The 19,115-nt window shown below is 68.1% G+C and carries 19 protein-coding genes and 1 pseudogene; 6 read left to right on the top strand and 14 right to left on the bottom strand.

The features are described 5' to 3' along the window. Positions 1–20: 20 nt before the first annotated feature. On the top strand, positions 21–1,658 hold the full coding sequence (locus tag ATI37_RS01985) for a cation:proton antiporter (protein ID WP_117236881.1): 1,638 nt from the start codon (positions 21–23) through the stop codon (positions 1,656–1,658). A gap of 64 nt (positions 1,659–1,722) precedes the next feature. On the opposite strand, the pseudogene paaZ reads toward ATI37_RS01985, so the two are convergent. From paaZ to ATI37_RS01955, 6 genes and pseudogenes are all read right to left on the bottom strand, one after another. After that, a pseudogene (gene paaZ / locus ATI37_RS01980) lies at positions 1,723–3,709 on the bottom strand (phenylacetic acid degradation bifunctional protein PaaZ). 27 nt (positions 3,710–3,736) lie between these two features. Beyond that, a complete protein-coding gene (gene paaD / locus ATI37_RS01975) occupies positions 3,737–4,192 on the bottom strand; it encodes a 1,2-phenylacetyl-CoA epoxidase subunit PaaD (RefSeq protein WP_198665485.1) in 456 nt (151 codons plus the stop codon). Further along, a complete protein-coding gene (gene paaC, locus ATI37_RS01970) occupies positions 4,186–4,944 on the bottom strand; it encodes a 1,2-phenylacetyl-CoA epoxidase subunit PaaC (RefSeq protein WP_117236879.1) in 759 nt (252 codons plus the stop codon). Before paaC ends, paaD begins: the two co-directional genes overlap by 7 nt. Further along, positions 4,937–5,458, bottom strand: a complete 522-nt coding sequence (locus tag ATI37_RS01965; RefSeq protein WP_117236878.1) for a phenylacetic acid degradation protein — start codon at positions 5,456–5,458, stop codon at positions 4,937–4,939. The genes paaC and ATI37_RS01965 overlap by 8 nt, the downstream gene beginning before the upstream one ends. A 9-nt stretch (positions 5,459–5,467) precedes the next feature. Then, positions 5,468–6,439: a 1,2-phenylacetyl-CoA epoxidase subunit PaaA gene (gene paaA, locus ATI37_RS01960; RefSeq protein ID WP_117236877.1), complete on the bottom strand. Its 972-nt coding sequence runs from the start codon at positions 6,437–6,439 to the stop codon at positions 5,468–5,470. Then, a complete protein-coding gene (locus tag ATI37_RS01955) occupies positions 6,426–7,010 on the bottom strand; it encodes a TetR/AcrR family transcriptional regulator (RefSeq protein ID WP_117236876.1) in 585 nt (194 codons plus the stop codon). Before ATI37_RS01955 ends, paaA begins: the two co-directional genes overlap by 14 nt. 322 nt (positions 7,011–7,332) lie before the next feature. Between ATI37_RS01955 and ATI37_RS01950 the strand changes: the two genes are divergently transcribed. From ATI37_RS01950 to ATI37_RS01930, 5 genes are read left to right on the top strand one after another with little or no spacing between them, the layout of a single operon-like run. Next, positions 7,333–8,259, top strand: a complete 927-nt coding sequence (locus ATI37_RS01950; RefSeq protein ID WP_117238482.1) for a heme/hemin ABC transporter substrate-binding protein — start codon at positions 7,333–7,335, stop codon at positions 8,257–8,259. Further along, complete coding sequence (locus tag ATI37_RS01945; protein ID WP_232822417.1) at positions 8,256–9,245, top strand: FecCD family ABC transporter permease; 990 nt, start codon at positions 8,256–8,258, stop codon at positions 9,243–9,245. The genes ATI37_RS01950 and ATI37_RS01945 overlap by 4 nt, the downstream gene beginning before the upstream one ends. Beyond that, positions 9,238–9,987: a heme ABC transporter ATP-binding protein gene (locus tag ATI37_RS01940; protein WP_117236875.1), complete on the top strand. Its 750-nt coding sequence runs from the start codon at positions 9,238–9,240 to the stop codon at positions 9,985–9,987. The genes ATI37_RS01945 and ATI37_RS01940 overlap by 8 nt, the downstream gene beginning before the upstream one ends. 50 nt (positions 9,988–10,037) lie before the next feature. After that, positions 10,038–10,976: a tyrosine-type recombinase/integrase gene (locus ATI37_RS01935; RefSeq protein WP_117236874.1), complete on the top strand. Its 939-nt coding sequence runs from the start codon at positions 10,038–10,040 to the stop codon at positions 10,974–10,976. Positions 10,977–10,993: 17 nt separating this feature from the next. Beyond that, positions 10,994–11,320 carry a winged helix-turn-helix transcriptional regulator gene (locus tag ATI37_RS01930; RefSeq protein ID WP_117236873.1) on the top strand — a complete coding sequence of 109 codons (327 nt, stop codon included), beginning with the start codon at positions 10,994–10,996 and terminating at the stop codon, positions 11,318–11,320. Between the two features lie 3 nt (positions 11,321–11,323). On the opposite strand, the gene bfr is transcribed toward ATI37_RS01930, so the two are convergent. The 8 genes from bfr to ATI37_RS01890 all read right to left on the bottom strand — a co-directional run bounded on the left by bfr (position 11,324) and on the right by ATI37_RS01890 (position 19,089). Next, on the bottom strand, positions 11,324–11,800 hold the full coding sequence (gene bfr, locus ATI37_RS01925; RefSeq protein ID WP_117236872.1) for a bacterioferritin: 477 nt from the start codon (positions 11,798–11,800) through the stop codon (positions 11,324–11,326). Positions 11,801–11,846: 46 nt separating this feature from the next. Then, complete coding sequence (locus tag ATI37_RS01920; RefSeq protein WP_117236871.1) at positions 11,847–12,437, bottom strand: TetR/AcrR family transcriptional regulator; 591 nt, start codon at positions 12,435–12,437, stop codon at positions 11,847–11,849. 80 nt (positions 12,438–12,517) lie between these two features. Further along, positions 12,518–13,585 (bottom strand): branched-chain amino acid ABC transporter permease, encoded by a 1,068-nt coding sequence (locus tag ATI37_RS01915; protein WP_117236870.1) that lies wholly within the window; start codon positions 13,583–13,585, stop codon positions 12,518–12,520. Between the two features lies 1 nt (position 13,586). Further along, positions 13,587–15,440 (bottom strand): AMP-binding protein, encoded by a 1,854-nt coding sequence (locus tag ATI37_RS01910; protein ID WP_117236868.1) that lies wholly within the window; start codon positions 15,438–15,440, stop codon positions 13,587–13,589. A 6-nt stretch (positions 15,441–15,446) separates the two neighbouring features. Further along, positions 15,447–16,217: an ABC transporter ATP-binding protein gene (locus ATI37_RS01905; RefSeq protein ID WP_117236866.1), complete on the bottom strand. Its 771-nt coding sequence runs from the start codon at positions 16,215–16,217 to the stop codon at positions 15,447–15,449. After that, on the bottom strand, positions 16,214–16,990 hold the full coding sequence (locus tag ATI37_RS01900; protein ID WP_117236865.1) for an ABC transporter ATP-binding protein: 777 nt from the start codon (positions 16,988–16,990) through the stop codon (positions 16,214–16,216). Before ATI37_RS01900 ends, ATI37_RS01905 begins: the two co-directional genes overlap by 4 nt. Continuing rightward, positions 16,990–17,865, bottom strand: a complete 876-nt coding sequence (locus ATI37_RS01895; RefSeq protein ID WP_117236864.1) for a branched-chain amino acid ABC transporter permease — start codon at positions 17,863–17,865, stop codon at positions 16,990–16,992. Before ATI37_RS01895 ends, ATI37_RS01900 begins: the two co-directional genes overlap by 1 nt. Before the next feature lie 39 nt (positions 17,866–17,904). Further along, positions 17,905–19,089 (bottom strand): ABC transporter substrate-binding protein, encoded by a 1,185-nt coding sequence (locus ATI37_RS01890; protein WP_117238480.1) that lies wholly within the window; start codon positions 19,087–19,089, stop codon positions 17,905–17,907. Positions 19,090–19,115 lie beyond the last annotated feature (26 nt).

Raw genomic sequence — 19,115 nt, 5'->3', positions numbered from 1 at the left:
CGCCGTCTTGAGGGAACGGGATGGATGTAGGTATCTACACAGAGGTCAGCCTGATTCTGCTCGCCGCGGTGGTGCTGGGTGCCATCGGGTTGCTGATGCGCCAGCCCCTGATCATCACCTACATCCTGCTGGGCATCGTCCTGGGACCATCGGGCTTCGGCCTGGTGCAGTCCCAAGATGTGGTGGCCCTGCTGGCGCAGGTCGGCATCGCCATCCTGTTGTTTCTCGTGGGGCTAGAGCTGAACCCCAGCTATGTGCGGCGGATCGGACCGGTTGCTGTCGCCACAGGGCTGGGGCAGCTCACCTTTACGATAATCATCGGCTTCCTTCTGATACTGCTGCTGGGGAAAGACTGGTTGACCGCGCTCTACATCGGGGTTGCACTGACCTTCTCCAGCACGATTATCATCGTGAAGTTACTTACAGACAAGCACGAGTTGGATACGTTGCATGGACGCATCGCAATCGGTTTTTTGATCGTACAGGATATTGCGGTGGTCGTGGCCCTCGTGGCGATGAGCGTCCTGGGCGGGGGTCAGACAGGAACGCAAGGGCTGGCGCAGGTGCTGGGCGAGATCGCCCTCAAGCTGGCGGTGCTGGGCGCGGGGATGTATCTAGCCATGCGCTTCCTGTTGGGGTGGCTGCTGCGCTTTCTGGCGCGCTCGCTGGAGCTGCTGCTGATTTTCGCCGTGGCGTGGGCGGTTGGGCTGGCAGCGCTGGGGGATTGGCTGGACCTCTCCAAAGAGCTGGGGGCCTTTTTGGCAGGGTTTGCCCTCTCGGCCTCTCACTTCCGCGACGCCATCAGCACCCGCCTGGCCCCCCTGCGCGACTTTCTCCTGCTGTTCTTTTTCATCTATTTGGGCATGAAGTTCGACCTGGCAACGGCGCAGCAGGAGTGGTTCACCGCCCTCGTGCTGGCGCTTTTCGTGTTGATCGGCAACCCGCTGATCGTGATGGTGATCATGGGCGCCATGGGCTACCGCCGAAAGACAAGCTTTCTTGCTGGGCTGACCGTCGCCCAGATAAGCGAGTTCTCCATCATCTTCATCGCAATGGGGATGTCGCTGGGCCACGTGGGGGAGGACGCGCTGAGCATCACCACGATGGTCGGACTGATCACCATCGCGCTCTCGACTTACATGATCCTCTACTCCCAGCCTTTGTACCAGCGGCTAGAGCGCTTCCTCAAGGTCTTTGAGCGCAGGGAGCCCTTTGCAGAGAAGCGCTTTGAAGCAGAGGAGCTGACCGATGCCCCCTACGAGGCCATTGTCTTCGGGTTGGGACGCACGGGGCGAAGGGTGCTCCAGCACTACCACGCGCAGGGCATCCGCGCAATCGGGGTGGACTACGATCCGGAAGCGGTGGCCGCGATGCACGCAGAGGGCATTCCTGCGCTGTTTGGCACGGCGGAAGACCAGGAGTTTGTTCTCGGACTACCCATCTCGGCGGCGAAGCAGTTGGTGATTACGCTACCCCATCTGGACGATATACAGGAGTTGATCCGCACGGTAAGGGGGACCAGTTTTGACGGCCGGATCATCGCTGTCGCGCGCTCAGAGGCGGATGCCCGTGCGCTGAGGGCGATGGGCGTGGACGATCTGGTGAACCCTTTCGAGCTGGCCTGCGAGGCTATTCTGCGGTTGACCCGGCGGGAGTAGCAGAGGAGGATGCCGAGGTTGCCGGGCAGAGCTCTCTAAAAGCCCGCCAGTGGCCGAGGTGCCTTCAAGGCTTCCGGGCCACCAGGGTGAGGATGGTGTAGGCGGCCACCGCCTTCCCTTCTTGGTTGTGCACCTCCACCGCCCACTCCACCACCCCCGTCCTCTCATCCCGGGGGCGCTTCCCCTTCACGGTGAGGCGGGCCTGGAGGGTGTCCCCGGCGGCCACGGGCTCGGTGAAGCGGAGGCCCTCGAGGCCGTAGTTGGCCAACACCGGCCCCGGGGCGGGGTCCACGAAGAGCCCGGCGGCGGCGGAGAGGACGAAGTAGCCGTGGGCCACCCGCTTACCAAAGAGGCTCTCCCGCGCCGAGATCTCGTCGGTGTGGGCGTAGAAGTGGTCCCAGGAGAGGGCGGAGAAGAGGGCGATGTCCGCCTCGGTCACCGTGCGGCGGTGGGTGGTGAGGGTTTCCCCGATCTCTAGCTCCTCGTAGAACTTGCGGAAGGGGTGGATCTGGGCGGGCTTCTCCGTCCCTTTGGCGTACTCCCCGGTGAGGGCCTGGAGGGTCTCCGGGTCCCCCTGGAGGGCGAGGCGGGCCAGGTGGGCCTTCACGGAGAGCAGCCCCCCGAGCTCCATCCCCCCCCGGCCCGGCCCGGCCCCCCGTGGAGGAGGCGGGGCAGGGGGAGCCGTGGCCCGTGGAGGTCCTGGCGTCCCGCCGGTTCAGGAGGTGGACCCTTCCCACCTCCCCCCCAAGGCCCAGGAGGAAGAGGCGGGCCTCCTCGGGGTCCGGCGTGGCCACGGTGGCCGCCAGCATCCCCCCGCCCAGGCGGGCGAGCCCCAGGGCCTCCTCCCTGTCCCTATAGGGGAAGAAGGTGGCCACGGGGCCGAAGGGCTCAATCCGGTGGAGGGCCTCGGCCCAGGGGTCCTCGGCCAGGAGGAGGGTGGGGGGGAAGAAGGCCCCGTCCCGCCTTCCCGGGTGGGCCCAGTAGACCCTGGCCCCCGCTTCGAGGAGGCCCTCCACCGCCCTTTCCACCTCCTCCTTCTGGGCCAGGGAGGCCAGGGGCCCCAGGTCCACCCCCTCCTCCCGGGGGTCCCCCAGGACAAGCCCCTCCAGGTGCTTCCGAGTGGCCTCTAGAAGGGCCTCCAGACGCCCTGCCGGCGCCAGGACCCGCCGGATGGCCGTGCACCGCTGGCCCGTCTTGATGGTGAGCTCCTGGGCGATCTCCTGGCCGAGGCGGTCTAGCTCCTCCTCCCCCGCCTTCTCCCCCAGGATGGCGGCGTTCAGGGAGTCCGTTTCCCCGTTGAAGAGGACTCCCCTGAGGAAGGCGGGGTGGGCCCTTAGGCGGTCCGCGGTGGCCTTGGAACCGGTGAAGTAGACGCTGTCCCGGTGGTCCAGGGCCTCGAGGGCCTCCCCCAGCCCCCCGGCCACGAACTGGAGGCTTCCCTCAGGCAGAAGCCCCGAGTCCACCACGAGGCGCACCAGCTCCTCGGCCACATGGGCCGTGGGGGTGGCGGGCTTGACCAGCGTGGGCACCCCGGCTAGGAAGGCCGGGGCCAGCTTCTCCAGAAGCCCCCAGACCGGGAAGTTGAAGGCGTTGATCTGGACCGTGATCCCCCCTTTGGGTACCAGAACGTGCCGCCCTTGGAAGGAGAGGTCCTTGGAGAGGGGGATGTACTCGTCCTCGGGAAGCAGGTTCCCCTCGGGGAGGGAGCGGGCTAAGGAGCTGTAGACGAAAAGCACCCCGATCCCCCCGTCCACGTCGTACCAGGCGTCCCGCCCCGTGCCCCCGGTGGTGGCGTAGAGGCGGTAAAGCTCCTCCTTGCGCTCCGAGAGGTACTGGGCCAAGGCCCTAAGACGCCTTCCCCTTTCCTGGAAGCCAAGGGCAAGAAGGGCCTTTCCCCCCACCTCCCTCCCCCAGGCCACGGCCTCCTTTAGGGGAAGCCCCTCCGAGGTCACCCAGAAAAGCGCCTCCCCGGTGGCGGCATCCCGGATGACCCCTCCTTCCCGGGCACCCTCCCGCCAGGCGCCCATCAGGTAGCTCTGCAGCTTGCGCATACCATCCCTGCCTCTAGACCCTTGGCCCTAGACCGCCTTGAAGGCCTCAAACACCTCCCCGCAGGCCTGGCACTGGTAGAGCATCTTGCAGAGCGTGGCCCCGAAGGGGTTCCTGAGGACCACCTGGGGGCTTCCGCACCGGGGGCAGGCGGGGTCCCTGTGGGCCATGGGGAGGGGAAGGGGCGGGGCGATGCCATACAAAAGGAGCTTCTCCTTGGCCTCCGCCGTCATGGCCTCGGTGCTCCAGGGGGTCCTTTCCTCCACCACCTCCACCTCCCTTGCCCCCGCCGCCTCCAGGGCCTTTTGGATCTCCTCCCGGATGAGGGCCAGGGCAGGGCAGCCCGAGAAGGTGGGGCGGAAGCGGACCCTGACCCGCTCCCCCTCCGCCTCCAGGCCCAGGACCATCCCCATCTCCACGATGTTGAGGACGGGGATCTCCGGGTCCTTGACCCCTTTTAGGGCTTCCCAGTAGCGCGCTACCACGCCTTGGCCTCCCGGTCCCAGCGGGCCACGGACTGCATCTCGGCGAGGAGGGACCAAAGGTACTCCGTATGCTCCTTGCGGCTTTTGGGCACGTACCCGCCCTCGGGCACCCTAAGCCCCACCCCCTTGAGGAAGCCCCCCACCTCCTCCAGGTAGGGGCCCTCGAGGGCCAAGGGGTCCGGCAGGATCCCCGCCTCCACCAGGGCCTCCTCCCCCTCCAAGGGGCGGAAGAGCTGGCGGGCGTAGGGGAAGAGGAGGTCCAGGGCCTCCTGGGCCCTCCGGTGGGACTCCTCCGTCCCCAGGGCGAGCCGCTCCACCCAGAGGGAGGAGTGCTTCAGGTGAAAGCGCTCCTCCTTGAGGATGCGGCCTGCCACCTCCGCCAGGGGGGGGTACTGGGAAGAGGCCGCCTCCTTCAGCCAGAGGTTCTCGTAGGCGTCGAAGAGGTACTGCCGCACCATGGTGAAGGCCCAGTCCCCCTTGGGAAGCTCCACCAGGACGGCGTTCCGGTAGTCCAGGGGGTCCCGGAGGAAGACGAGCCCGTCGGGGTCGGAGCCGTCTAGCTCCCGCCTCAGGTCCAGGTAGAGCTTGGCGTGCCCCAGCTCGTCCTGGGCCAGGTTGGCGATGGCGATGTCCTCTTCGAGGATGGGGGCGTGGGCCACCCACTCGGAAAGCCTCTGGGCCAGGACCACCTCGTCGTCGGCCATGGCGGTGAGCTTCTGGATCAAGGCCTCCTTCAGGTAGGGGTCAAGCATCCTCCACCTCCTTAGCGGTGACGAGGCCGTAGTGGGACTGCAGGCGGTAGGTCTTGTCCTTGGCGGGGGCAAACCAGCTCTCTACCACCTCCGCCTTGGGCTCCGTGCCGGTAATGACCCTTTCCGGCACCGCCCAGAAGGCCACCCCCTGGGCCTGGAGGAGGGCCTCCTTCACCGCCTCCCCCGGGCTCTTGGCCAGGAAGCGGCCCACCAGGTCCCCGTAGATCATGCTCCGGCGGTGGCTCCTCTTGGCGAAGACCCAGTAGGCCTCCTCCTCTCCTTCAGGCACCTCCAGGGCGCTTGGGTCCTTCAGGGCCTCCTGGGTCACGTGGAAGAAGGCCTCCGCCGGGGCCACGAAGAGGGCATAGGCCGAGGGCCTGCGCACAAAGACGTGCCGGGCGGTGAGGAGGGCGTGCTCGGGGTCTGCGGCGTGCACCGAGCCCACCATCTGGGGGAGGCTCCTCTCCGTGTCCTGCTTGATGACCTCCCACCGGGGCCACTCCGTTCCCCACATAAAGGCCTCCTAGTCGGCGGCCTGGGCCAGGTGCCGCCTTGCGTGGGCCTCGAGGGCCTCCCGCACCCAGCGCCCCTCCTCGTGGGCCCGCCTGCGGGCCAGGAGGCGGTGGCGGTTCATGGGGCCCTCGCCGCCGATCACCTTCCAGAACTCGTCCCAGGGGATGGGGCCGTGGAGCCAGTTCCCCGTCTTCTCGTCGTAGCGAAGCTCGGGGTCAGGGATGGAAAGCTCCGCCTCCAGGAGCTCGGGGACGTGCTCGTTTAGGAACTCCTGGCGGATCTGGTCGTTGGTCTTGGTCTTGATGCCCCAGCGGAGGAGGAGGGGGGTATGGGGGGAGTCCGTGTCGTGGGGCCCCGCCATCATCAGGGTGGGCCACCACCAGCGGTTCAAGGCGTCCTGGACCATTTGCCTCTGCTTCCTGCTCCCTCGGGCGTAGAGGAGGACGGCCTCCTTCCCCTGCTTGTGGTGGAAGGTCTCCTCGGCGCAGATGCGCACCATGGCCCGGGAGTAGGGGCCATAGGAGCACTGGGCCAGCATGGTCTGGTTCTTGATGGCCATCCCGTCCACCAGCCAGCCGATGATGCCGATGTCCGCCCAGGTCAGGGTGGGGTAGTTGAAGATGTTGGAGTACTTGGCCCGGCCCGAGAGCAGGGCCTCCACCATCTCCTCCCGGGTCACCCCCAGGGTCTCGGCGGCGTGGTAGAGGTACTGGCCGTGGCCGGCCTCGTCCTGGACCTTGGCCAGGAGGATGAGCTTCCGCCTGAGGGAGGGGGCCCGGGTGATCCAGGCCCCTTCGGGGAGCATGCCCACCCACTCGCTATGGGCGTGCTGGGAGATCATGCGGATGAGCTGGCGGCGGTACTCCGCGGGCATCCAGTCCCCGGGCTCGATCTTCTCCCCCCGGGCGATGCGGGCCTCAAACTCCTCTAGGCGCTCCCTGTAGTCGGGGTCCTCGGGGTAGCCGATCCTAAGCTTGACCATCCTCACCTCCTTCTCCCGCGCCAAGGGCCCTGAGCGCCATCCCGGCGTAGGCTTCCGAAAACTCCTCCAAGGGCATCGGCCCCTGGGGTCGGTACCACTGGTAGGTCCAGTTGAGGGCCGAGAGGAGGAAGAGGGTGGCCAGGCGGAGGTTCTCCACCTGGAAGACCCCCTTCTCCACCCCCTCGGCGATCACCCTTTGCACCCCCTCCTCGTAGCGGCGGCGGAGGGCTTTGGCCTCCTCCAGGAGGGGAGGGGAGAGGTGCTTCCACTCGTGGAAGAAGACCGTGGCCCGGGGAAGCTCCTCGGCGATAACCCTAAGGTGCCCCTTCACCAGGGCCACCAGCTTCTCCTTGGGACCGGCCTCGGGGAGGCCCTCTAGCACCTCCTGGAAGCGGGCCGCCGCCTGGCGCACCACCTCCAGAAGGAGCTCCTCCTTGGAGGCGATGTGGGCGTAGAGGCTTCCCCCCTGGAGGTTCAGGGCCTGGGCCAGGTCGCGGATGCTAGTGGCGTGGTAGCCCCGCTGGCTGAAGAGGTGGCCGGCCATCTGGAGGATTTGGCTGCGGCGGTCCATGGCTAACGGTCGCTTGTTAGGCTATCACGGCCAAAACCAAGGGGCAAGTGTCCCAACTCACGTTTGCGCCCCTCCCTCCCCACGGGGGATAAGCCAACCACGGGTTTTACCCCCCTTGGACCAGATCCTTCCCTTCTTCGTCCGGTAGGGAAACCCCAGACGGCGAAGCCCCGGCAAAAGGGGTCTCCGGAGTTAGGGGTCGCCTACCGCCTGGGTTTTGGCGGCAAAGGGAAGGGAGTGGACGACCCCCCGCCCTCGAGGCCCCCTCTGTAGCCGAGCCCCTTGACCCTTTGGAGCCTTGGGCCTTGCCTTCACCCTGGCTATGCGCCTACTGGTCCTTTCACTCCTATTGGGGCTAGCTTGGGCCCAGCCGGTCCGGGTTACCGACGCCACTGGCCGGGAGGTTGAGGTTAGGAGCAGCGAACGCATCGTCAGCATCGGCGGTTCCATCTCTGAGATCCTAGGGAGACTTGGGGTGGCCGACCGCATCGTGGCGCGGGACACGGGTTCCTACATCCCCTCCCAGGTGCTCCGCAAGCCCGACGTGGGCCTCTTCTTCCGCCTCAACGCAGAGGCCATCCTCGCCCAGCGGCCCACCCTGGTGCTCGCGGTCTCGGAGGCGGGTCCGCCCCCGGCCTTGGAGCAGCTCCGCCGTGCTGGGGTCAGCGTGGTCCTGGTGCCCGATGAGCCCACGGTGGAAGGGGTCAAGAGGAAGATCCGCACCGTGGCTGCTGCCGTGGGCCAGGTGGGCCGCGGGGAAGAGCTGGTCCGGGCCTTGGAGCGGGACCTCTTGGCCCTCCGCTCCAAGCTCCTGGTGCGCAGGGGCCCGGAGGCCCGGGTCCTCTACCTCTACCCCCGGGACCCCCGCAACACCTTTGTCTGCGGGGAGGAGGCCAGCGGGGCTGGCCTGATTGCCCTGGCGGGGGCCCAGAATGCGGTGAGGAGGGTGGCGGCTCCCGGGGCGTTGCGGGGATGCGTGAACCTGAGCGCCGAGGCCGTGGTGGCCGCCCGGCCTGACGTCATCCTGGTTCCCGTCTTCCCCGACCAGCCCTTCAGCTTTGAGGCGGTCCTGCGCCTGCCTGGGGTGGCCGAAACCCCCGCGGGCAGGGCGGGCCGGATTGTGGCCATGGACGTCACCTACCTCTCCGGGTACGGCTACACCGTGGGTAAGGGGGCCCTGGACCTCCACGAGGCCATCTACGAGAAGGGCGGGCAGGTCCTCATCCCGCACCCAGACCTCCGGAGGTGAGGGAACCCGTCTCGGCCGGGCGGCCCTATGCCAGGGGTCTGGCCTTTTTGTCCGCCCTCCTCCCCCTGGCCATGCTCCTGGCCGCCTCCCAAGGGGCCTACCCCATCCCTCTCCCCGAGCTTCCCCAGGCCCTTCGCGAAGGGGGGGAGCGCGCCGCCGTCCTCTGGAACATCCGCTTCCCCCGGGTGGTCCTGGCGGCCTTGGTGGGGGGAGGCTTGGCCATGGCCGCCTCCGCCCTGCAGGGGGTATTCCGGACCCCCTTGGTGGAGCCCGGGCTCGTGGGGATGGGTGGAGCGGCAGCCTTGGGGGCCCTCCTGGGGTTGGCCCTCTGGCCCTCCCTCCCCTGGCTCCTCCCCCTCTTCGCCGCCATGGGGGCCCTGGCCCTGGCGGGGTTCCTCTCCCGGTTGGCCCACCGGGAGGGCCCGGTCCTCCTCCTCGTGGGCGTGGTGGCCGGCCTCACCCTGGGGGGTGTCCTGGGGGTCCTCCAGTTTCTCGTCGAGGATCCCCAGGGGCGGAGCCTTAGCTTTTGGACCCTGGGCAGTTTTGCCGGAGCTAGCTGGGAGAGCGCAGCCCTGACTGCTGGGATGCTCCTCCTGAGCGGGCTTGCCCTCCTCCGCCTGGCCCCCTTCCTGAACGCCCTGGCCCTGGGGGAGGAGGAGGCCTTTCACCTGGGGGTGCCCGTGCGGGCCCTTAGGAGGTGGGCGCTGGCCTGGTCCAGCCTGGCGGTGGGGGCCGCGGTGGCCGCGGGGGGCAACGTCGCCTTTGTGGGCCTCCTCGTGCCCTGGTTCTTGCGGCGGTGGGTCGGGTCAGACCACCGTTTCCTCCTCCCGGGGGCCTTCCTAGGGGGGGCGAGCCTTGCGGTGCTGGCGGACTTGGCGGCGCGGACCCTCTTCGTCCCGGCGGAGCTCCCCGTGGGGCTCCTGACCACGGTCCTAGGGGGTCCCCTGTTCCTCTATCTGGTCCTGGGGGAGGGGAGGCATGCTTGAGGCCCGGGCCTTGGGGCATGCCCGCAACGGGCGCTGGCTGGTGGAGGGGGTGGACCTGAAGCTTCCCGCCGGGTCCCTGGTGGTCCTCCTGGGCCCCAACGGGGCGGGGAAGAGCACCCTCCTGCGCCTCCTGGGCGGGGAGTGGGCGCCCTCAAAGGGGGAGGTCCGGCTGGGGGAGAAGTCCCTCCGGGCCTACACGCCCCGCGAGCTCGCCCTCATGCGGGCCTTTTTGCCCCAGCACCGGGGGGTGGCCTTTCCCTACACCGCTTGGGAGGTGGTGGCCCTGGGGCGGCTTCCCCACGGAAGGGGGCCCAAAGAGGCGGAGCGCGTGGCCTGGGCCTTGGCCCAGACCGGGGCCCTGCACCTGGCGCACCGGCCCTACCCCTCCCTCTCTGGGGGCGAGCGGGCCCGGGTGGACCTGGCCCGCGTCCTGGCCCAGGACACCCCCGTTCTCCTCCTGGACGAACCCACCAACCACCTGGACCCCAAGCAGCAGTTGGAGGTTATGGCCCTCTGCCGCCGCCTGGCCCGGGGAGGGCGCCTGGTCCTCTCCGCCCTCCACGACCTCAGCCTAGCCGCCCTTTTCGCGGACTGGCTGGTTTTCCTCAAGGGAGGACGGCTTTTGGCCCATGGGCCCCCTTCGGAGCTCCTGCGCCCCGAGCTCCTGCAGGAGGTCTACGAGGTGCCCTTTGAGGTGCTTTGGCACCGGGGGCGGCCCCTGGCCTTTCCCAAAGGGGAGTGATCCTGTCGGCGCCCTCCGGCCTAATATTTCGCGAAAGGTACATTTCGCGCATGTATAATGCCCCCGTGACCGAACCCGCCATCCCCGTTATATGGAAAACCATCGGCGTTAAAAAGCCCACGGAGGCCCTTCTGCCCCTGGCCCCCTATGCGGAGTACCTCCTCCTGGAGCGGGGGTACTCCCCCCGGGGGGTTCGCCGCTACCTCCAGGACCTGGCCCTCTGGCTCCGCTTCCTAAAGGCCCAGGGCCTCCCGCCAGGCCCCGAGGCGGTGCGGGCCCTCCTCCTCGAGGAGCGCTGGGCCCCCAGGCGGGTCCAGGGGTTCCTGGCCGCCCTTAGGAGCTACTACCGCTACCTGGCCCAGGTGCGGGGCGAGGCCGTGGAGGACCCCACCGAGGGGATCGGCCGGCCCAAGGCCGGGAGGCGGCTTCCCCTCCACCCAAGCCCCGAGGAGCTCCGGCGCTTCCTCGAGGCCCTGTCCCAGGAAAAGGAGGCCCGCTTGCTCACCTCCTTGGCCCGATTCCTCTACGGCACGGGCCTGAGGATCTCCGAGGCCCTCCTCCTAAAGGGGCGCAACATCCTGCAGGAAAACGGGCATCCCGTGGCCGTGCGGGTGGTGGGCAAGGGCAATAAGGAGCGGCTGGTGCCCCTTTCCCGGACAGCCCAGGGCGTCCTGTTGGAGCTGGGACCGCCTCAGGGAAATGTGAATATATTCACTTTTGCCCAGGGCAAGCGCCGGGGCCGGGTACCCTCCGCCCGCTACGTGGAGGCTAGGTTCCGGGAGGCCGCCATCCGGGCGGGGCTTGACCCCAGGCGCCTTACCCCCCACAAGCTCCGCCACGCCTACGCCACCCTCCTGGTAGAAAGCGGGGTGGAGCTGGATGCAGTGAAGGACCTCCTGGGCCACGAGTCCATCGCCACCACCCAGATCTACCTCCACGCCTCCCGGGAGAGGCTTAAGGAGGCGGCCTCGAGGCTACCCGACCTCTAGCGTGCTACCATGGGGCCATGGCGCAGGGAGAAGGCGCCTTCTGCCCCGTTTACGCCGCCCTCAACCTCCTGCAGGAGAAGTGGACCCTGCACATCGTCCGCGCTCTCCTCGAGGGGCCCAAGGGGTTCAACGAGCTCTCCCGGGCCATCGGCGGGGTGAACCCAGCCACCTTGTCCCAGCGCCTGGACCACCTGGTGCGCCTGGGGGTGGTGGAGAAGACCGTGGAGTCCTACATGCCCCCCCGCACCCGCTACCGCCTCACCCCCTCGGGGGAGGAGCTAGAGGCGGTGATCCAGGCGGTAGAGGGCTGGGCGAGGAAGCACCTCAAGGCCCCGGTACCCTAGACCCTACTCCATCTCCCCGGCCAGGTACTGCAGGTAGTTGCTCAGACCCATCTGTTCCAGGAGGTCCCGCTGGGTCTCCAGCCAGTCCACGTGGGCCTCCTCATCCTTGAGGATCTCCGCTACCATCTCCCGGGTGCCGTTGTCCCCGAGGCCCTGGGCCAGGTTCATGGTCTCGTTGTAGCCCCTGACCGCCTGGAGCTCCCCCTCGTAGTCCTTGAAGAGGATCTCCTGGACGTTCTTCCCGATCTTGATCTCCCCGATGCGGCTCACCTCGGGGAAGCCTTCCAGAAACAGGATGCGCTCAATGTGCTTCTCGGCGTGGCGCATCTCCGTGATGGCATGGGCCTTGAGGTGCTGGGCCAGGGCCTTGAAGCCCCAGTTCTCCGCCATCTCCGCGTGGACCATGTACTGCAGGATGGCCGCCAGCTCCTCAGAAAGTCTTTCCTGCAAGCTCTGGATGACCTCGGGATGCCCCTTCATACCTTCCTCCCCTCCCCATTGTACCCCTTGGGTGCAGCTTACCCCGTCAGAGGGGCCCAGATGGCCCATCCCTGGCCTCGAGGCCCCTCAAGATGAGGTCAAAGTAGGCCCGGGCCACCTCCTCCGCCCGCATGGGGCCTTCCGGCCGGAACCAGCGGATCATCCAGTTGAGGAGGGAGAGCACCCCCCGCCCGGCCAGGGCCGCGTCCACCTGGCGGAAGGCCCGGGCCTCCATCCCCCAGCGCAGGATGGTCCGCAGGTTCTCCTCATGGCGGTCGCGGAGGGCCACGGTTTGGGCCCGCCTCTCCGGAGAGAGGCTTTGCAGGCCCTGGAGCATGGCCACAAAGAAGGGGTAGTTCTCCCCAAAGTAGCGGGCGTGGGCCTCCATGAAGCGCAGCAGGGCCCTCCTGGGATCCGGCTCTTTCAAAGCCTGCTCCCCTGACCGCACCAGGCCCTCGAGGGCCAGGAGGCTGATCTCGTAGAGGATCTCCTCCTTGCTGCGGAAGTGGTGGTAAAGGGCAGCCTTGGAAAGGCCCAAGGCCTGGGCGATGTCCTGGACGCTGGTGGCCTCGTAGCCCTTCTCGGTGAAGAGTTTGGCAGCCTCCTCCAAGATGCGGGTGCGGGTGGGGGTCACCATGGACGACCGACCGGTAAGTACACCCACTCTACCCCCACCTGGGGCGCCCGTCAAGCCCGCATCCCCGCCCAGACAGGGCCTCAGTACGGCAGCGGCCAGGTGCGGAAGTAGTTCTTCACCCGCCCCCAAAGCCCCACCAGGCCCAGGGGCTCGAGGATCAGGAAGACCAGGATCAGGAGGCCAAAGAGGACGTTGCGCCAGGCAGCGAGGGCCGCGGCGTACTGGGGCCCTAAGGCTCCCACGTAGCTATTCAGGACCTCGGGGATGAGGAGGACGAAGAAGGCCCCAAGGACCGCCCCCAGGACCGTTCCCGCCCCGCCCACGATGACCATGGCCAGGTACTGGATGCTGACGCCAAGGGGGAAGTACTCTGGGGTCACCGCCCTGTAGAGCTGGGCCAAAAGCCCCCCTGCCACCCCGGCGTAGAAGGCGGAAAGGGCGAAGGCCAGGAGCTTCACCCGGGTGAGGTCCACCCCAGCCACCCGGGCGGATAGGTCGTTGTCCCGCACCGCCATGAAGGCCCGCCCGGCCCGGGTCATGAGGAGGCGCTTGCCGTAGAGGAAGAGAGGGAGGAGGAAGAGGAGGACCAGGTACCAGAGCCTATCCGCGGAGTCCAGGGTAAAGCCCAAAAACTCTGCTGGGGGCAGGGTGCGGCCCCGGATGCCCCCGGTGACCGCCTCCCAGCTCTTGAACACGTAGTCCGCCAGGAACTGGAAGGCCAGGGTGGCGATGGCCAGGTACACCCCCTTGATGCGCAGGGAGGGGAGGCCCAGGGCTAAGCCCAGGAGGGCGGCGATGCCCCCGCCCAGGAGGATGCCCAAAGGGGCCAGGGGGCCCGTGAGGTGGCTGGCCGCGTAGGCCCCCACCCCCATGAAGGCGGCGTGGCCCAGGGAGATCTGCCCCGCCCCGCCCACCAGGAGGTGGAGCCCCAGGGCGGAGAGGGCCCCGATGGCCACCAGGGTGGCCACGTACATGGGATAGGGGCCTAGGAGAAGGGGCAGGAGGAGGAGAAGGGCGAGGAAGGCGTAAAGGGCGAGCCTCCCCAGAGGGGTGCTGGCGTAGGCCTCGTCCTCCCGGTAGGTTTCCCGCACCGCCCGGGCATAGCGGCGGCTGAAGGCGTCGGTGAGGCGCTTGGAAAGGGCGTACACCCTAGACCTCCTGGACCTCGAGGGTGGCCTGAAGCCTCCCCTCCCCCTCCAGGTAGCGGATGGGGAGGACCACCTCCACCTGCCCCCCTCCCCCGTAGAGGGCTCGGATCACCGGGCCGTAGCGAGCCTCCACCACCTGGCGGCGCACCTTCCGGGTGCGGGTGATCTCCTCATCGTCGGGGTGGAGCTCCTTGGGCAGGATGGCGAAGCGGCGGACCTTGAGCCTCTCCGGCAGGGTCTGGTTCACCATGCGGATCTCCTCGGCGATCAGGGCCCGGACCTCGGGGCGCTCCGTGAGGGAGAGGTAGGTGGTGAAGGGGAGGCCCCGCCTTCTGGCCCAGTTCTGCACGTTCTCCGGGTCCAGCTCAATGAGGGCGGTGACAAAGGGCTTGCCGTGGCCCAGGACCACGGCCTCCCGGATGTAGGGGGAGTACTTGAGGCGGTTCTCCAGGAACTGGGGGGCGAAGCGGGTGCCGTCCAGAAGGGCCCCCACCTCCTTCACCCGGCCTAGGATGACCAGGTGCCCCCGCTCGTCAAAGAAACCCGCGTCCCCGGTGCGGAAGAAGCCGTCCGCGGTGAAGCTCTCCTGGGTGGCTGCTTCCTGCTTGAAGTAGCCCTGAAAGACCTGGGGGCCTTTTACCTGGATCTCCCCCTCCTCGCTCAGGCGCACTTCCGCACCGGGGAGAGGGGGCCCCACGGTCTCGGGGGGGGCGTCCCCTATGGTATGGGCGGTGGTGGCGGCGGCCGTCTCCGACTGGCCATAGACCTGGCGGATGTCCAGACCCAGGGCCCGGAAGAAGGTGAAGACCTCGGGGCCCAGAGGTGCCCCCCCGGTGACGGCGATGCGGCAGGCAGCGAGGCCGAGCCTGGCCCGGAGGGGCCTGGCGATGAGGGGGTAGAAGAGGGCCCGCTTGAGCCCCAGCCAGAGGCCCACCCCCTCCCCCCGGAACTCCCGGCTTGCCCCCTCCAACAGCGCCCCCATCCCTACGCGGTAGAAGAACCCCTTGAGAGGGTCGGCATCGGCCATGCGGCTTTGGATGAGGCTCGCCATGTCCTCCCAGAGCCTGGGCGGAGCCAGGAAGAAGTCGGGCTGCACCTCCTTGAGGTCCTCCCGGAGGGTGGTGGGGTCCTCGGGGAAGTGGACGGTGAAGCCCTCCACCAGGCTCTGGACCACGGTGAGCATCTGCTCCCCGATCCAGGGAAGGGGCAGGTAGCTGAAGACCCAGGCCCCCTTCTGGAAGCCCAGGGCTTGGGCGAGGGCCCGGTGCCCAGCGAGAAGGTTGGCGTGGGAGAGCATGGCCAGTTTGCTCCGCCCCGTGGTCCCCGAGGTAGGGGCGAGGAGGGCGGTCTCCTGGGGCCGCCGCCCCTTTAGGGCCTCCTCCCCCACCCTGCGGTCCCCAAAGGCCTGGCTGAAGCGGCGCACCTTGCCCCCGAAGTGGCGGCTCATCCCCGCCTCCTCCCAGACCAGGACGAAGTCCAGGAGGTGGAGGTAGGGGTAGACCTTGTCCAGTTGCTCCTCGTCGGAGACCACGATCCCTCTGGCCCCTGTGAACTCCAAGAAGTAACCCACCTCCTCGGGCATGGCGTCGGCGTAGATGCCCATGGGAAAGGCCCCCAGGACCTGGGCGGCGAGCTCGGCCTCCACCCACTCCGGGGCGTTGTGGCCCAGGATGGCGAGGACCTCCCCATCCCTCAGGCCCAGGGCAGCAAGCCCCCCAGCGAGACACAGCACCCGCTCCAGGAGATCCCGCCAGGAGGTCTTCTGCCAGACACCCAGGCGCTTCACCCTGAGGGCCGGGGCATTCGGCTGCTCCTGGGCGTGCCGGTACAGGTGTTCCAGAAGCGTTCCCTGCATATTCCCTCACGCCTGGCCCAGGTAGGCCTCCACCACTCTGGGGTCCTGGCGCACCCCGGTAGGGGAGCCGTAGTAGAGCACCTCCCCGTAGGAGAGGACCAGAACCCTATCGGAAAGCTCCAGCACCGCGCGGAGGTCGTGCTCCACCCAAAGGAGGGTCACCCCCCACTCCTCCCTGGCGTCCAGGAGGAAGCGGGCCAGGTCCTGCTTCTCCTCCAAGGCGAGCCCGGCCATGGGCTCGTCCAGGAGAAGGAGCTTGGGCCGCCCCGCTAGGGCCCGGGCCACCTCCACCCGCTTCTGCAGCCCGTAGGGCAGCATCCCCGCGGGCGCGTGGCGGAAGGGGGAGAGGTGGAGGTAGTCCAAGACCTCCTCCGCCCAGGCCCTTAGCCGCCACTCCCGCTCCGCCTTGGGCAGGGCCAGGGGGTAGCTCCCCAAGGCCAGCTCCGCCCCTAGCTTCACGTTTTCCAAGACGCTCATCCCCCGGAAGATCTCCAGGCCCTGGAAGGTGCGCCCAAGGCCCATGCGGGCCCGCTCTTGGGGAGACTTTCCCCTTAGGTTTTCCCCCAGGAAGACCACCTCCCCCCGTTCCGGCTCGTAGACCCCGGAGAGGACGTTGAGGAGGGTGGTCTTCCCCGCTCCGTTGGGGCCGATGACAGCGAAGAACTCCCCCTCGCTTACGGAAAACTCCACCCCGGCGAGGGCCTTCACCCCCCTGAAGGAGAGGTGAAGGTTCTTGGCCTCGAGGATCACCGCTTCCCTCCTTTGGGATAGGCTCATACCCACCGCTTCCTCCTCCGGTAGCGCCGGGCCTGGCGGAAGCCCACCTCCTCCTTGCCCAGGTAGAACTCCATCACGTCCTGGTCCTCCCTGGCCGCCTGGGCGTCCCCCTCGAAGACCAACCGGCCCCGCTCCAGCACGTAGACCCGGTCCACAATGGAGAGGGCTGCCCGGGCGTTCTGCTCCACCAGGAGAAGGGCAAGGCCCTTTTCCCGCCTCAGGGCGTCCAGGGTGGCCATGACCTCGGCCACCAGCCTAGGGGCGAGGCCTAGGGAGGGCTCGTCCACCACGAGAAGCCTGGGCCGGGTGAGGAGGGCCATGCCCAGGAGGAGCATCTGCTGCTCCCCCCCGGAGAGGTAGCCCGCCTGCTCGTGGCGACGTTCGTAGAGGCGGGGGAAGCGGGCGAAGACCTCCTCCATCCCCTCCTTAAGCTCCCTCGGCGAAAGGCGATAGCCCGCCGCCACCAGGTTTTCCACGGGGGTCAGGTAGCGGAAGATGGGGCGTCCCTCGAGGACGGTGGTGAGCCCCAAGGCGGAGATCCGCCCTGGGTCCAGATGGGTGGCCTCCTGGCCCTGGAAGCGGATGCGCCCGTCCAGGACCCGGCCCTCGAACTTGGGGAGGAGTCCGGCCACGGCCCGCACCAAGGAGCTCTTCCCCGCCCCGTTGGGGCCGAGAAGGGCCACGGCCTCCCCTTCCCGCACCTCCAGGGAGACCCCGTCCAGGGCCAGGATCACCCCCCGGTAGACTACCTTGAGGTTCTCCACGGAAAGCATCACACCCTCTCGATCTGCCGCTGGCCGAAAAGGCCGTAGGGCCTGAAGAGCAGCACCAGGAGGACCACCAGGAAGGGCAGGGCCTCGGTGAAGCCGGGGAGAAAGGGCTCCAGGTAGCGCTGGGAGAGGGCCTCGAGGGCCCCCAGCAGGAACCCGGCCACCAAGGCTCCGCCCACGGAGTCAAACCCTCCCAGGATGGCCACGGGGAAGACCTTGAGGCCAAAGAAGACCAGGTTGTGGTCCACCCCGCTGGCGACCGCCAGGAGGGCCCCCGCCAGGGTGGCGAAAAGGGCGGAAACCCCCCAGACCCCGGCCAGGATGCGGGCCGTGGGGATGCCAAAGGCTAAAGCGGCCACCTCCCGCTCAGAGATGGCCCGCACCAGGATGCCGTAACGGCTCTTCCGCAAAAGCAGGAGGAGGCCCAAGCCTAGGGGTAGGGCCAGAAGGAGGTTCCAAACCGCCCGGGAGGAGACGAAGACCTCCCCCGCCGCAAAGCCTAGGTCAGGGAGGCCTCCCGGGAGGTACTTGAGGTCAGGGCCCCAGACGAGCTGCACCCCGCCGTCTAGGGCTGCTGCCAGGCCGATGGTGGCCATGATCACCGCCACCACGTTCCGGCCCAAAAGGGGACGCACGAAGCCCCGCTCCACCAAGAGGCCAAAGAGAAAGGCAGGGGGCAGGGCGGCCAGGAGGGCGGCGGGAAGGGGCAGGAGGAGGGCGAAGGTATAGGTGAGGTAGGCCCCCAGGAGGAGGAACTCCCCGATGGCGAAGTTGACCACGCTGGTGGCCCGGTAGACCAGGACGAAGCCCAGGGCCAGGAGGCCGTAGAGGGCCCCGTTGGCCAGGCCGCCGATGAGGTAGGGCAGGAGGTCGGACACAGGTGCCTCCGCAGGGCCCCGGATGGTTCCAAGGGGGGCCTAGGCCAGGCTGACCCAGTCGGTGATGGCGTTGAAACGCCCCTCCCGCACGCTCGCCCGGTAGAGCTTGGTGTGGGGCAGGCGGTGGTTCACGAACTGGTAGCTCCGGACAAGCCCCATGGCGTTGTAGTCGCCGATCTTGTCCAGGTGCTCCACTACCCCCGCCCGGGTAAGCCTGCCCGCCTGGGCGGCACGGCGCATGGCCTCGGCCAGCCCGAAGATCACGGCCAGGCTGCCCATGTAGTAAGTGGTGCGGTAGGAGACGTCCCGGCCCTTCCTTTGGCGGAACCTACGCATCTCCTCCACCACGGGGGCCAAGGTATCGTACCAGTAGGGGTTGTGGTAGGTGACGGTGAAGCCCTCGGCGGCGGGCCCGGCCCGCTGGATGAGGGCCAGCTCGGCGGAGTAGTAGGTGCCCATGAACTGGGCCCTAAGGCCCTGCTCCCGGGCAACCCTGAGGATCAGGGGCTCCACGGAGAGGGCATAGCCTTGGAGGATCACGAAGTCGGGGTTGGCCCGCCGGAGGTTCAGGACCACGGGGGTGGCGTCCGTGAAGGCCGGGGGAGTAACCTCCTCGTGGACCACCTCCATGCCCAAGGCCCTGGCCCGCTCCTTGGCGTAGGGGATGGGGTCGCGCCCGAACTCGGTGTTGGAGTAGACCAGGGCGATCCTGGCCCGTCCCCTCTGAAGGCGTACCTGGCGCAAGAGGGCCTCCATCATGTCATCGTAGGTGGGGCCGAAGACGAAGATGGTGGGGTAGGTTTTGGGATCGGCCAGCTCGTTGGCAAAGCTCGTGGCCGAGTAGGGCAGGCCCAGGCGGGTGATCTCCGGGGCCAGGGCCTTGGAGAGGCCGGTGGAGTCCCCATAGAGGAAGAGGAGCTCCTCGGGCCGCTCCCGGGCAAGGACCCGGTTGAAGGCCGCCGTGCCCCTGGCCACGTCGTAGCCCGTGTCCTCCACGATGAGCTCTAGCCTGCGCCCACCGATGCCTCCTAGGACTTCGTTCACGTACTCTGCCGCGTCCACAAACCCTTCCCGCGCTGCGTTGCCCGCGAAGGCGAAAGGGCCAGTGAGGGGAAGGAGAAGGGCCACCCTCACCGGCCTGGCCTGGGCGGTGGCGATATAGGGCATGCCCACCGCCGCCAAGGACCCCACGCCCAGCTTCCGCAAAAACTCCCTACGCTTCATCATGCGCTCCTCCTTCCGCTTGGTTT

The sequence above is a fragment of the Thermus sediminis genome, from assembly GCF_003426945.1.
GTDB classification, from domain to species: Bacteria; Deinococcota; Deinococci; order Deinococcales; family Thermaceae; genus Thermus; species Thermus sediminis.
This window is presented reverse-complemented; position numbering and strand designations above follow the sequence as displayed.